The organism is Verruconatronum alginivorum (genome assembly GCF_056590205.1).
Map to the genome: position 1 here is coordinate 4,000,922 of NZ_JBWPVQ010000001.1, position 12,515 is coordinate 4,013,436.

The following is a 12,515-nucleotide window of genomic DNA, read 5'->3' on the forward strand; positions in this document are numbered from 1 at the left end:
CGCTGGAGAAAGGCTAATTGGGAAACCTGCGAGCTTATGGACAAGAACCGCATAGAAGGCCGACACAGGGCGACGAGCTGGCACAACGCAGCGAAGTCGTTTGGTTTGTCCGTGGAGGTAAATGCGGAGGTTGTGCAGGGAAGCAACGCGCTCTTACCTGGGGAGATCCCGCTGCCCAAAAGGCGGCGGGAAGTCAGCAGAGGTCGTAGTAGTGAGCGAACAAGCCGGGGGCTGGAATACGCCCGTTTAAACTTGGAAACCGGAAGTCTTGATCGATCATGAAGGGCCGAACCGAAGAGGAATCTCCTGACCCCGCGAAGGACGTGGCAGACGCTCAAGCCGGACGGCCCGCGTCGCACGAGAGCCTTCGCGGCGGGAAGCATGAGGGGGTTCAAGATCGATCCTTGATGGAGCAAGTTCTCGATCGGGAAAACCTGAATACGGCCTGGAAACGGGTCAAAGCGAATAAAGGAGCCCCCGGTCTCGACGAGATGTCGATCGAGGAGTTTCCCGCGTTCCTTCGGGCCAACTGGACGAGGCTTCGCTTCATGCTGGTGAAAGGAACCTATCGCCCGGCGCCTGTGCGCCGGGTGTTTATTGCGAAACCGGACGGGTCTGAACGCCCGCTCGGAATACCGACGGTGCTGGATCGATGGATTCAACAGGCGTTGGCACAAGTGCTGGGGCCGCTCTTCGAGTGCGACTTCAGCGATAGCAGCTACGGTTTCCGTCCCAACCGATCCGCTCATCAGGCGGTGAGACAGATGGAAGCCTGTTGGAAGGAAGGACGCGTCCATGCGGTGGATTGCGACCTCAAATCCTTCTTTGATACCGTCAACCACGACCGGCTTATGGAGCAACTGCGAGAAAAGGTCCGGGACCCTCTGGTCCTTGGCTTGATTCGCCGCTACCTGCAAGCCGGCGTCGTGCTGCCCGAGGGAATCCGCGAGGCCACGCCTTGCGGCGTACCGCAGGGAGGGCCACTGTCGCCCCTGCTGGCCAATATCGTGCTCGACCCGCTCGACAAGGAGTTGGAGCGGCGCGGACATCGTTTTGTCCGCTACGCTGATGACTTCCTCGTCCTGGTCAAGAGCGTAAAAGCGGCCGAAAGGGTGAAAGAGAGCCTGACGCGATTCATCGAAGGAAAACTGAAACTGGTGATCAACCAAACCAAAAGCAAAGCCGCTCCCCTGCGCCAATGCTCCTTCCTCGGCTTCTGCCTTGGAAAGCGCGGCCAGATCATGTGGACGGACAAGGCACTCGCCCGCTTCAAGCTGCGGATCAAGGAGATTACCTCCCGAAACCGCGGTCGCCGGGTCGAGGACGTCATCCTTGAGCTTCGCCGGTATGTCACCGGCTGGCTCAATTACTTCGGGATAAGTCATACCTGCAAAACGGTATTTGCACTCGATAAATGGATACGTCGGCGGGTGAGGTTGTATTATTGGAAACAGTGGAAGCAGCCGCGGACGCGCCGTCGTCGCCTGATCGCCCTGGGTATACCGCCCGAGGAAACCAAACGGGCGACGCGCAGCCGGAAAGGCTACTGGAGAATGAGCAGCAACAGCATTCTCCAACGCGCTCTGACCAACGACTACCTGACAAAACAAGGGGTTCCCGATCTACGCAAACAATGGATCGTTCTTCACTACGGGCCAAAAGCCCGGGTCTAGTCGGAACCGCCCGGTGCGGACCCGCATGCCGGGTGGTGTGGGACCTGCTGCTGATTGACTTATCCGTCAGTCAGCGGTGGGGACCCGATTAGGCAAGCCTCGTTTGGGGGGTGAGCTGCTTTTGAAACGCGATTCTGCTTCCACCGTCGGAATAATACTTCTCAAGTTCGGCAAAGGCTTCGTAGCCCAAGCTTCGGTAGAATGCTGGCCCTTCGTGCCCCGCTGTCCATGTCCAAACCGTGTGAATACCCTGGGCATGTACAATTTCTTCGAGAATCTTCAGCAAACTTCTTCCGATTCCTCGGCGGCGATACTGCTCTTCCACAAAAAGGTCGGTAAGAAAGAACCAGCCATTATATTCATTCCCGTTCTTATAAGCGAGCCCCGAAGCGGCCCCAACAAACAAATCGCGAACTGAAGCAACTGTCCCAAACCGTTCCGGGCATTGGATCTTCAGTCCTTGTCGGATCGTGTTTTCATCGAACCCGGCATGAACTCGTTCGAGTTCGACTTCCGTCATATCTCGCGACCGAATCGTGATGGTATTGACGGTAATCTTCTCAGCCATGGGAAATCATTCCTTCTTTATTCTCTGCCTAACGTGGAGCGGAGACACCCGACCTGCGATGAGCGATAATCCGAAAACTCAAACGAATTGCGGCGCGGTCCCATCGGGTTGTCTCCCGCGTTTTGTTAGGCTCTTCAGTTCTTTTGTGCGTTGGGTTGATAGTGGGATCGATCGCCTAAATGCCCGATTGGATGATGTGTATGAGCAAAGTATTTTAGCATCAATGCGGGACAAGAATATTGATCGCGAGAAGAACCGTGATCAATGCAAATACGACCGCTGCATAAACTGCAAAGCTCGCGAAGATTAGTAGAAGGACAATTGAAAAACAAACGGGAGGTATCCATTTTAGCACGGCTTTGGTTCGTGCGTGACGCATCCCCTTTGGTCTTTGGAGAAACCACAGTGCGATTGATGAGGGAATTCCCACGGCAAAAAAGACCATCGTTTCAGACTGTAATAGAAACGCAGGGGATGCGAGGACGGCAAAAAGCGACGCCAACTGGACGCCCGCAAATCCAAGGCTCATCTTTTCTTCCATCTTATTTTTTAATCCTGCCTAACAGTTGTTTTTAACGTCCAAAAATGGACTTTTTCCCGGAAGGAGCAAATTCAAACTTTGGCGGAATCCGGTCGAAGCCTGCAAGTGATTGAGGCGAAATGGAAAGCATGGTGTTTGGCTCTTTGGTTTTGCTCGATGGCAAGGGATTTTAAGAAAAGATCTTTCCGATTGTCAACCAGGAAAAAGTCCACATTTCAGAAAAAATGAAACACGGGGGGAGGGGGCTGAAAACCGTCGCTCGGCGGGCAAAGTGACAGTCCGGGAATTGGCGGTATTCGGGTTATGGGGGGTGCCAGCGGACAAACCGGCGAAAAATCCGCTTGCCTTGTTGGTGAACATTTGTTCATTTGTTGTTTTATGAAAGCTGTATTTTTTACGAATTGGTCGAACGCTTTGGCCTCGAGTGACCTTCCGCCTCAAATCATCAAGTCCCACGAAATCGCGATTCGGTGGTTTCTGTCGTATTTAAAAAGGAATTGCCAACCGGCGACTGCTCAAGCGGCCCGCGAGTTCATTGATTTCGCGGTGGAGTCGAAAGCTCCGGCGCCTTGGATGGTCGACCGTTGGAAGGCCGGCATCCGCTGGTTTTTCGTCAACGCCACGGTGCGCAAGGAGTTGAACGATCCCGAAAAGGGTGGGGCGACCGAGGAAATGAATGAATCCGATGGATCGAGCGGCGGCGCGATGAAGCCGATCGAGCGGGTGGCGGCGGAAAAGACCGGGAGGGACATGGCGTTTCAGGAAAGGGCGAACGTGTTGAGTGGGGAGGCGCTCAAGTGGATCGAGGCGGCGCGGCGGCTGATGCGGGTTCGTCACATGGCTTTGGCGACCGAGCGGAGTTACCTTCAGTGGATTACCGATTTCTTCCGGTTTCACGGGGAAGTGGTGGTGGAGAACCTCGCCGAGGAGGACATAGCCTCCTTCCTCACCTACCTGGCGGTGGAACGTGAGGTCGCGTATGAGACGCAGCGTCAGGCTCTCAACGGCTGTGTTTTTCTGTTGCGCGAGACGATGGGCAAGGAGTTGGGCGACTTTTCGGACTTCAGGCGGGCGAAGAAGAACACGTATTTGCCGGTTGTTTTGTCCCAGGATGAGACGAGACGCCTGTTGGCGGCCTTTCCCGAAGAATGCCGCTTGTTGGCGCAACTGCAGTATGGAGCGGGCTTGCGGGTGAGCGAGGTCTGCCGATTGAGAATCAAGGATCTCGATTTCGACCGTGGTCAGATCATGGTGCGGCAGGGCAAGGGCGGGAAGGATCGGGTGGTACCGTTGCCGGAGGTGCTGGCCCCCGCGTTGCGCGCCCAAGTCGAGTTTGCCCGGAGTCTCCATGATGGGGACCGGCGAAGAAAATTGCCCGGCGTTTCTTTGCCGAACGCGTTGGAAAGAAAGTTGGGCAACGCCGGGGAAAAATTCCCTTGGTTTTGGTTGTGGCCGGCCCGGAAATTGTCGAGGGACCCCCGATCGGGAATCGTGCGTCGTCATCATCGATTGCCGAAGCCATATCAGCGGGTGGTGAGCGCGACGGCCGACCGGGTGGGAATCACCAAGCGGGTGACCAGTCATGTGTTGCGGCACTGTTTCGCGACTCATTTGCTAGAGAACGGGACGGATATCCGAACCGTTCAAGAACTACTGGGACACGCCAGCATCGAAACGACCCAAATCTACCTCCATGTGTTGGAAAAACCGGGAAGGACCCTTCCCTCCCCTTTGCGGTTGATCGCCTGAGCTTTCAGGTCCGGGCGAGCCCGTTCTCCGGGAAGGCTTCGCCCCGTCACTTCCCCGGGGAAAAGAGAATTTTGAATTATGAGGGATGAATGATGAAGGGGACTCCCGGGGAGTCGGTGGTTCCGGAGGGATCCTCTTGGTTCTGCGATTATTTATCCCACGGGTTGGGGGTCGTGGAAAGTCGAAAGTTTGTGTTTTTAGGGTTGATCGGCGGGCGGGGGGGCGATCACGGTGGGGGATGGCGACCTACATCATCGGGGATGTGCATGGGTGTTTCGAGTCGTTCCGGCGGTTGTTGGAGCGGGTGGGTTTCGAGGCGGGGAGGGATCGGGTCTTTTTCACCGGTGATTTGGTAAATGGCGGTCCGGCGTCGGCGGAGGTGTTGCGGTGGGCGATGCGGCATGGGGCAGGGGCGGTGCTGGGGAATCATGATTTGCATTTGTTGGCGGTGGCGGCGGGGGCGCGTCCGCCGCGGAGACGGGACACGTTTGCGGATGTATTGGAGGGAGGGGATTCCGGGGAGTTGCTGGAGTGGTTGCGGAATCGTCCGCTTCTGATCGAGGAGAGGGATTGGCTGTTGGTACATGCCGGGTTGTTGCCGGAGTGGGATGTGGAGGAAGCGGGGCGGCTGGCCCGGGAGGTGGAGGGGGCGTTGCGGGATGCGGGGGAGGAGGCTGGGTTTTTCCGAGGGATGTATGGGGATGAGCCGCGGATTTGGCGCGACGATTGGGGCGGGATGGACCGGGTCCGGATCGTGATTAATGCGATGACCCGAATGCGGATGCTCGGGGAGGATGGGGGAATTGATGCCGATTACAAAGGGGCGGTCGGGGATGCTCCCGAGGGGCTTCGGCCGTGGTTCACCGTCCGCCGGCGGCCTTTGGGGAAGCGGCTGTTTTTCGGGCATTGGGCCGCGCTCGGGTTCTACCGGGACGCGATGGTGACGGGGCTCGATTCGGGATGCGTTTGGGGAGGTAAGTTGACCGCGTGGCGGGTCGACGACGGGCGGGTTTTTTCCGTGGTTTCGGAGATGGCGTAGGGAGGCGGAGATGGGAGGCGGAGGGGGAAGGGATGTCCGGAGGAGGAGGGACGGGGTTCGCGGACGATTCCCGTGGTCGACGGTCTTCGGCTGAAGCACGAAGCTCCGGCTTGGGCTCGGGTTTCATCGAGTGAAAACTCGATGCTGCTATGAGGGTTTCGTGACAAGCGGAAAATGAAACCGTTGTTTGATTTATTTTTCTTAGGACATTCTTAAGATCTGCTTTCTTACCTTAGTTCCCCTAGCGGGGGTTTGGGGGCGGCAATGAGCCCCAATCTTTTGGCCTTTGGAGTTGCCCCCGGAAAGGAATGTCTCTCGTCCCCGGTCCCCTCGAACTGGCCGGGGGGACAAACTGCTATCCGCGCGTGCCTTAGAGGCAGCGCATTATAATTTATGCGACCCCCGGCGAGGCCGGAGGAAAAGAGGGACGGAGCAAGCGGCACAATCTACAGGAACGGATGAAAGTCCAAGCATCGAAACGTGCGCGCTCCACTCCGAAATCGGGTTCGCTTCAGGCAAAAAGATCAAAGAACAAAAAGGGAAGTTGGTTGCCCTCAGCCGACTGCAACCTCGGGCATCCTCAGGCCGAGCTTCTCAGGCGTGGTTTGACCGGTGGCCAACCGCCACAGATCGATGGCGAGCTTGCGGGCGGCCGCGACCGCGATCTTGCGCCGAGACCGGCCGCTGACAAGCTTCTCGACCAACTCGCGCACGGGCGGGTAATCGGGTTGCCATCGCACCATGCGCCAGACCGCTTCGATTAACAGGGCGCGTATTCGCGGATTGCCGTGCTTGTTTATACTCAGATCCCGGGAGGATCCTCCGCTTTGGTGAACCCCGGCACATAATCCGACGAAGCCGGCCACTTGACGCCGGTTCTTAAACCGTCCCCAGTCGCAGATCTCCCGCAGGAGCATCACCCAGGTCAGGGCTCCGATTCCGACCGGCAGAGGCTGTTTAACCTCCTCGACCAGTTCCTTTTTGATGGCCCTTTCCTTCTCGTCGAGCTTCAGCAGAATCTCACGCATTACCTCAAGTTGCTGGACCAGATACTCGGGTAATTCGAGACAGAGATCCTTCCATTTGCGCGGCCCCCACCAACGGCCTTTCACGTGGAATCCCTGCGCCAGCAACGCGCTTCGACCACGTGCCTCCCATCCACTCCGGCTCTTCTTGATCTGATCGCGCAGACGTGATCTCGCCCGCGCCTGTTCTTCCTCCTGGCTTGGCACACGAATGACCGTGAAGGCCTTCTTGTTGCCTCGCAAATAGCGGTCGAGTTGGTCGACCAGCCCCCGCGCATCAAGGTTATCCGTCTTTTGGTTGCGTCCGCCCGCCAGGCTCACCGGGGCAACCACGAAAACGGTGGCTCCCAATTCGGTGAGCTGGCGGTATAATCCATAGCCGCAAGGACCAGCCTCATAACAGGCATAAACCTTCAGGTCGGCGGCCACTAACTTGCCAACGAGGCGAACCAGTTCCTCGTGCTTCAAGCGCAACGGGCGTTGCGGCAAGCTGCCGTCCACCTGTAGGCAAGCCACGCCATCGCGGGCATGAAGATCGATCCCGAGCTTGACCTCCTGCCCATTGGACGAGACGATTCCGTTAATCAATTTGGAGAAGTTATTTTTCGATTGGTTATTCATATCGGGCGACATGTTGGAGAATTCTTTCCCACTTGTCGCCCTCATGTTATCTACGGGTAGCATCCGGCTTTCGCCGGATGAGGGGAGCGGCGCGCTTCAGCCGCCGTCGTTGGAGGGGTGGCCGACGGTCTTCGGCTAAAGCGCGAATCTCCGGCTTGGGCGCTGTCGGATTAGAACTTCAGGCCGCCGGGCATGCCGCCGCCCATGCCGCCGCCGCCCATGCGGGATTGGAGGGAGCGGAGCATTTTCTTTCCTTTGCCGCCGCGCATTGCCTTCATCATTTTACGCATTTGGCCGAATTGTTTGAGCAGTTGGTTGACGTCGCTCACTTTGGTCCCGGAGCCTTGGGCGACCCGCATGCGGCGACTGCCGTTGAGGAGGTTGGGGTTGCGGCGTTCCTGAATCGTCATGGAACGGATGATCGCTTCGGTGCGGACCAATTGTTTTTCTTCGTTGTCGCCGACTTTTACGCCGCTCATGCCGGGGAGCATGCCGATGATCGACTCCATCGAACCGAGTTTTTTGACTTGTTGGAGTTGGGCGAGGAAGTCTTCGAGGTTGAAGTCGGCCTTGCGCATCTTTTCGGCCATGCGTTCGGCTTCGTCCTGGTCGATCGTTTCGCCGGCCCGTTCGACCAGGGAGACGACGTCGCCCATGCCGAGGATGCGGGAGGCCATCCGGTCGGGGTGGAAAACTTCGAAGTCGCTCGGTTTTTCCCCGGTGCCGGCAAATTTGATCGGGCAGCCGGTGACGCTTTTCATCGACAAGGCGGCTCCGCCCCGGGCGTCGCCGTCGAGTTTCGTCATGATGATGCCGGTGAGCTGGACGGCGTCGTTGAAGTGGCGGGCGACGTTGACGGCTTCCTGGCCGAGCGCGGCGTCGGCGACGAGGAGGACTTCGTCGGGTTGGACCCGTTGGCGGAGGCGTTTGATTTCCTCGATCAGGTCCTCGTCGATTTGGAGGCGGCCCGCGGTGTCGAAAATGATGGCGTCGGCGCCGCGGTCTTTGGCGGCCTGGAGGCCCTTTTCGCCGATGGCGGGGACGTCGGTGTTGCCTCGGTCGGCGAAGAATTCGATCGATTCCTGGCGGGCGAGGGTTTCGAGTTGGTCGATGGCGGCGGGGCGGTAGACGTCGCCGGCGACCAGGAGGGGGTTGTAGTTGTGCCGGGATTTAAGGAGCCGGGCGAGTTTGGTGGCGGAAGTGGTTTTGCCGGAGCCGTGGAGGCCGACCAGCATGATGCGGAGGGGGCGTTTGGCGGCGAGGTCGGTGGAGCCTTCGCCGAGGAGTTTGACCAACTCGTCGTTGATGATTTTGACCACCTGTTGGCCGGGCGAGACGGTTTTGAGGACCTCGCGGCCTTCGCACTCGCTTTTGACCCGTTCGATGAATTCGCGGGCCACTTTGAAGTGAACATCGGCGGCGAGGAGAGCGTTGCGGACCTCTTTCAAGGCTTCGCCCATGTTCTCCTCGGAGAGACGTCCCACCCCGCGCAAGTTGCGCAAGGCGCCGCCCAGTTTTTCCGTCAGGTTTTCAAACATTGGTCCCAATGATTGGGGAAGGCGGTCAAATGGCAAATAGGATTTGCGGTTTGGCGGGGGGGAGCGGGGAGAGGAAGTCGAGGGGGGGAGCGGGAGGGCTTGTGCTGGAGGATCGAGTTTTCACTCGATGACGGATTGGGCGCTGGGGTCATCCGGCGAAAGCAGGGATGCTACGGGGAGTAGCATCGATTTTTCACTCGATGGAAGGCTTGGGCACGGGGTCATCCGGCGAAAGTCGGGATGCTACGGGGAGAGTAGATAACATGAGGGCGACAAGTGGGAAAGAATTCTCCAACATGTCGCCCGATATGAATAACCAATCGAAAAATAACTTCTCCAAATTGATTAACGGAATCGTCTCGTCCAATGGGCAGGAGGTCAAGCTCGGGATCGATCTTCATGCCCGCGATGGCGTGGCTTGCCTACAGGTGGACGGCAGCTTGCCGCAACGCCCGTTGCGCTTGAAGCACGAGGAACTGGTTCGCCTCGTTGGCAAGTTAGTGGCCGCCGACCTGAAGGTTTATGCCTGTTATGAGGCTGGTCCTTGCGGCTATGGATTATACCGCCAGCTCACCGAATTGGGAGCCACCGTTTTCGTGGTTGCCCCGGTGAGCCTGGCGGGCGGACGCAACCAAAAGACGGATAACCTTGATGCGCGGGGGCTGGTCGACCAACTCGACCGCTATTTGCGAGGCAACAAGAAGGCCTTCACGGTCATTCGTGTGCCAAGCCAGGAGGAAGAACAGGCGCGGGCGAGATCACGTCTGCGCGATCAGATCAAGAAGAGCCGGAGTGGATGGGAGGCACGTGGTCGAAGCGCGTTGCTGGCGCAGGGATTCCACGTGAAAGGCCGTTGGTGGGGGCCGCGCAAATGGAAGGATCTCTGTCTCGAATTACCCGAGTATCTGGTCCAGCAACTTGAGGTAATGCGTGAGATTCTGCTGAAGCTCGACGAGAAGGAAAGGGCCATCAAAAAGGAACTGGTCGAGGAGGTTAAACAGCCTCTGCCGGTCGGAATCGGAGCCCTGACCTGGGTGATGCTCCTGCGGGAGATCTGCGACTGGGGACGGTTTAAGAACCGGCGTCAAGTGGCCGGCTTCGTCGGATTATGTGCCGGGGTTCACCAAAGCGGAGGATCCTCCCGGGATCTGAGTATAAACAAGCACGGCAATCCGCGAATACGCGCCCTGTTAATCGAAGCGGTCTGGCGCATGGTGCGATGGCAACCCGATTACCCGCCCGTGCGCGAGTTGGTCGAGAAGCTTGTCAGCGGCCGGTCTCGGCGCAAGATCGCGGTCGCGGCCGCCCGCAAGCTCGCCATCGATCTGTGGCGGTTGGCCACCGGTCAAACCACGCCTGAGAAGCTCGGCCTGAGGATGCCCGAGGTTGCAGTCGGCTGAGGGCAACCAACTTCCCTTTTTGTTCTTTGATCTTTTTGCCTGAAGCGAACCCGATTTCGGAGTGGAGCGCGCACGTTTCGATGCTTGGACTTTCATCCGTTCCTGTAGATTGTGCCGCTTGCTCCGTCCCTCTTTTCCTCCGGCCTCGCCGGGGGTCGCATAAATTATAATGCGCTGCCTCTAAGGCACGCGCGGATAGCAGTTTGTCCCCCCGGCCAGTTCGAGGGGACCGGGGACGAGAGACATTCCTTTCCGGGGGCAACTCCAAAGGCCAAAAGATTGGGGCTCATTGCCGCCCCCAAACCCCCGCTAGGGGAACTAAGGTAAGAAAGCAGATCTTAAGAATGTCCTAAGAAAAATAAATCAAACAACGGTTTCATTTTCCGCTTGTCACGAAACCCTCATAGCAGCATCGAGTTTTCACTCGATGGAGGCTTGGGCACCGAGGGTTCGCGGAAGGCCGCGTGAAAAGCGGCGCTCAGCCACCCGGTTTGACGGTGCTCGATCGTATAGGTCGAGAAAACGTAGGCGTTGCCTTGATACCATTCCGAGTCGAGGCGGGGTAATTGGGAGCGGGATAGCATATGGATAAAAGTCTGGGGTGAAGAGAGTTGCTCGGCAAGGATGGATTGGGGCGGAGGTTGGGATTTCACTCGACGGAGCCTGGGCACGGGGTCATCCGGCGAAAGCCGGGGATGCTATGGGGAGTAGGATCGAGTTTTCACTCGATGGAAGGCTTGGGCACTGGGTCATCCGGCGAAAGCCGGGATGCTACGGGAGGTAGCATCGAGTTTTCACTCGATGAGGGCTTGGGCACCGGGTCATCCGGCGAAAGCCGGGATGCTACGGGGAGAGTAGCATCGAGTTTTCACTCGATGGAGGCTTGGGCACCGGGTCATCCGGCGAAAGCCGGGATGCTACGGGGAGAGTAGCATCGAGTTTTCACTCGATGAAGGCTTGGGCACCGGGTCTTCGCGTGATGAGGGGTGTTTGCGTTTGCAAGGAGCTTACCGCTTGCCAAAACCTTGGCCAATAGTCGGCGGCGAAGGGGGAGAGATCCGGGTAGCCCGGGAGCAAAGCTCCTGAGATGGCCATTTCTGGGCTTCAGTCACTAATGTCGCCCTGACCGGGTTCTGAAGGACGTAATGGCAGGTCGAGGAAAATGCGTTTTTTTCGCGTTCTTTTTCGCGGAGGACGTGGTCATGGGGTTGGCGTTGCCACCGGGCGGTTCCGAGGAACGGGCGCAGGTATCTCCGATGAAAGCGCGTCGCAATCCTTTGGTCGGAGTCTGGGTGAAGTCCGACGCCGATCCAGTGAATGTGGTCGGGCATCAGGCAGTAGGCGGGAGCCGCCAAGTGGTAGCGGATCAGCGTATGGAGCAGTGTTTCGCGGAAGGCCGCGTGAAAAGCGGCGCTCAGCCACCCGGTTTGACGGTGCTCGATCGTATAGGTCGAGAAAACGTAGGCGTTGCCTTGATACCATTCCGAGTCGAGGCGGGGTAATTGGGAGCGGGATAGCATATGGATAAAAGTCTGGGGTGAAGAGAGTTGCTCGGCAAGGATGGATTGGGGCGGAGGTTGGGATTTCACTCGACGGAGCCTGGGCACGGGGTCATCCGGCGAAAGCCGGGATGCTACGGGGAGAGTAGCATCGAGTTTTCACTCGATGGAGGCTTGGGCACCGAGGGTCATCCGGCGAAAGCCGGTATGCTACGGGGAAGCCGGGATGCTACGGGCCTTGGGATGTTACGGGGAGCTTGGGCACCGAGGGTCATCCGGCGAAAGCCGGTATGCTACGGGGAAGCCGGGATGCTACGGGCCTTGGGATGTTACGGGGAGCTTGGGATGCTGGGTCATCCGGCGAAAGCCGGGATGCTACGGCGAAAGGCGGGATGTTACGGGGAGCTTGGGATGATGGGGTCATCCGGCGAAAGCCGGTATGCTACGGGGAAAGCGGGGATGCTACGGCGAAAGGCGGGATGTTACGGGGAGTTGGGATGCTGCGGGGGAGGGGGGTTAGTCTTTTAGGTTGAGTTCCTGGCGGATTTCGGGGCGTTTGCGGGTGGCGGTGACGAATTCGTCGACTCCGAAGTCGGCGACGATGAAGTCGCCGTATTCGAAGGTGGGGGTCAGGGTTTGGCCGCTGATTTCATGCATGCGCTGGCGGGCCTGGTTGTCGCGGATGACGTCTTTGACGTCGAGGTCGAGGCCTTGGCGCTGGAAATAGGAGAGGGCGTCGGTGCACCAGGGGCATCCGGGTTTGATATAGAGTATCGGCCTTGATTTCATGGCGTAACCATAGATCATTAAACAAGTTCAGGCAAGCCACCGTTGGTTGCGCCGCACCGGGTTTGGACTGGAT

At 58.2% G+C, this 12,515-nt stretch carries 11 protein-coding genes; 4 read left to right on the forward strand and 7 right to left on the reverse strand.

Annotated features, from left to right (window positions below):
* Window positions 1–278: 278 nt before the first annotated feature.
* Entirely contained in the window at window positions 279–1,673 is a 1,395-nt protein-coding gene (gene ltrA / locus ACWUI2_RS14435; RefSeq protein WP_486983557.1) for a group II intron reverse transcriptase/maturase, read from the forward strand.
* 88 nt (window positions 1,674–1,761) lie between these two features.
* Here the strand turns inward: ltrA and ACWUI2_RS14440 are convergent, their stop codons facing one another.
* Both ACWUI2_RS14440 and ACWUI2_RS14445 read right to left on the reverse strand, forming a co-directional pair.
* Window positions 1,762–2,241: a GNAT family N-acetyltransferase gene (locus ACWUI2_RS14440; protein WP_486983558.1), complete on the reverse strand. Its 480-nt coding sequence runs from the start codon at window positions 2,239–2,241 to the stop codon at window positions 1,762–1,764.
* A 220-nt stretch (window positions 2,242–2,461) separates the two neighbouring features.
* Window positions 2,462–2,782: a hypothetical protein gene (locus ACWUI2_RS14445; protein ID WP_486983559.1), complete on the reverse strand. Its 321-nt coding sequence runs from the start codon at window positions 2,780–2,782 to the stop codon at window positions 2,462–2,464.
* A 378-nt stretch (window positions 2,783–3,160) separates the two neighbouring features.
* Between ACWUI2_RS14445 and ACWUI2_RS14450 the strand changes: the two genes are divergently transcribed.
* Together ACWUI2_RS14450 and ACWUI2_RS14455 are read left to right on the forward strand one after the other, a co-directional pair.
* Entirely contained in the window at window positions 3,161–4,531 is a 1,371-nt protein-coding gene (locus tag ACWUI2_RS14450) for an integron integrase (protein ID WP_486983560.1), read from the forward strand.
* 238 nt (window positions 4,532–4,769) lie between these two features.
* The gene (locus tag ACWUI2_RS14455) at window positions 4,770–5,570 is read left to right on the forward strand and encodes a symmetrical bis(5'-nucleosyl)-tetraphosphatase (protein WP_486983561.1); all 801 of its coding nucleotides are present in this window, start codon (window positions 4,770–4,772) and stop codon (window positions 5,568–5,570) included.
* Between the two features lie 554 nt (window positions 5,571–6,124).
* On the opposite strand, the gene ACWUI2_RS14460 is transcribed toward ACWUI2_RS14455, so the two are convergent.
* Together ACWUI2_RS14460 and ffh are read right to left on the reverse strand one after the other, a co-directional pair.
* On the reverse strand, window positions 6,125–7,261 hold the full coding sequence (locus ACWUI2_RS14460) for an IS110 family RNA-guided transposase (RefSeq protein WP_486981276.1): 1,137 nt from the start codon (window positions 7,259–7,261) through the stop codon (window positions 6,125–6,127).
* A 125-nt stretch (window positions 7,262–7,386) separates the two neighbouring features.
* Window positions 7,387–8,754, reverse strand: coding sequence for a signal recognition particle protein (gene ffh, locus ACWUI2_RS14465; protein WP_486983562.1), 1,368 nt, complete (start codon window positions 8,752–8,754; stop codon window positions 7,387–7,389).
* Between the two features lie 263 nt (window positions 8,755–9,017).
* Here ffh and ACWUI2_RS14470 point away from each other — a divergent pair, with 263 nt between their 5' ends.
* Complete coding sequence (locus tag ACWUI2_RS14470) at window positions 9,018–10,154, forward strand: IS110 family RNA-guided transposase (RefSeq protein WP_486981276.1); 1,137 nt, start codon at window positions 9,018–9,020, stop codon at window positions 10,152–10,154.
* Between the two features lie 401 nt (window positions 10,155–10,555).
* On the opposite strand, the gene ACWUI2_RS14475 is transcribed toward ACWUI2_RS14470, so the two are convergent.
* The 3 genes from ACWUI2_RS14475 to ACWUI2_RS14485 form a co-directional block, all read right to left on the reverse strand.
* A complete protein-coding gene (locus ACWUI2_RS14475; RefSeq protein ID WP_486983563.1) occupies window positions 10,556–10,738 on the reverse strand; it encodes a hypothetical protein in 183 nt (60 codons plus the stop codon).
* Between the two features lie 423 nt (window positions 10,739–11,161).
* Window positions 11,162–11,674, reverse strand: coding sequence for a transposase (locus tag ACWUI2_RS14480; RefSeq protein WP_486983564.1), 513 nt, complete (start codon window positions 11,672–11,674; stop codon window positions 11,162–11,164).
* Between the two features lie 495 nt (window positions 11,675–12,169).
* Window positions 12,170–12,442 carry a glutaredoxin family protein gene (locus tag ACWUI2_RS14485; protein ID WP_486983565.1) on the reverse strand — a complete coding sequence of 91 codons (273 nt, stop codon included), beginning with the start codon at window positions 12,440–12,442 and terminating at the stop codon, window positions 12,170–12,172.
* Window positions 12,443–12,515: the final 73 nt, after the last annotated feature.

Excerpts from the sequence above, each read along its gene's own strand:
- ACWUI2_RS14480 (WP_486983564.1), bottom strand. The coding sequence starts at position 11,674 with ATGCTATCCCGCTCCCAATTACCCCGCCTCGACTCGGAATGGTATCAA.
- ltrA (WP_486983557.1), top strand. The coding sequence starts at position 279 with ATGAAGGGCCGAACCGAAGAGGAATCTCCTGACCCCGCGAAGGACGTG.
- ACWUI2_RS14445 (WP_486983559.1), bottom strand. The coding sequence starts at position 2,782 with ATGGAAGAAAAGATGAGCCTTGGATTTGCGGGCGTCCAGTTGGCGTCG.
- ACWUI2_RS14470 (WP_486981276.1), top strand. The coding sequence starts at position 9,018 with ATGAGGGCGACAAGTGGGAAAGAATTCTCCAACATGTCGCCCGATATG.
- ACWUI2_RS14460 (WP_486981276.1), bottom strand. The coding sequence starts at position 7,261 with ATGAGGGCGACAAGTGGGAAAGAATTCTCCAACATGTCGCCCGATATG.
- ACWUI2_RS14440 (WP_486983558.1), bottom strand. The coding sequence starts at position 2,241 with ATGGCTGAGAAGATTACCGTCAATACCATCACGATTCGGTCGCGAGAT.
- ACWUI2_RS14450 (WP_486983560.1), top strand. The coding sequence starts at position 3,161 with ATGAAAGCTGTATTTTTTACGAATTGGTCGAACGCTTTGGCCTCGAGT.
- ACWUI2_RS14475 (WP_486983563.1), bottom strand. The coding sequence starts at position 10,738 with ATGCTATCCCGCTCCCAATTACCCCGCCTCGACTCGGAATGGTATCAA.
- ACWUI2_RS14455 (WP_486983561.1), top strand. The coding sequence starts at position 4,770 with ATGGCGACCTACATCATCGGGGATGTGCATGGGTGTTTCGAGTCGTTC.
- ACWUI2_RS14485 (WP_486983565.1), bottom strand. The coding sequence starts at position 12,442 with ATGAAATCAAGGCCGATACTCTATATCAAACCCGGATGCCCCTGGTGC.
- ffh (WP_486983562.1), bottom strand. The coding sequence starts at position 8,754 with ATGTTTGAAAACCTGACGGAAAAACTGGGCGGCGCCTTGCGCAACTTG.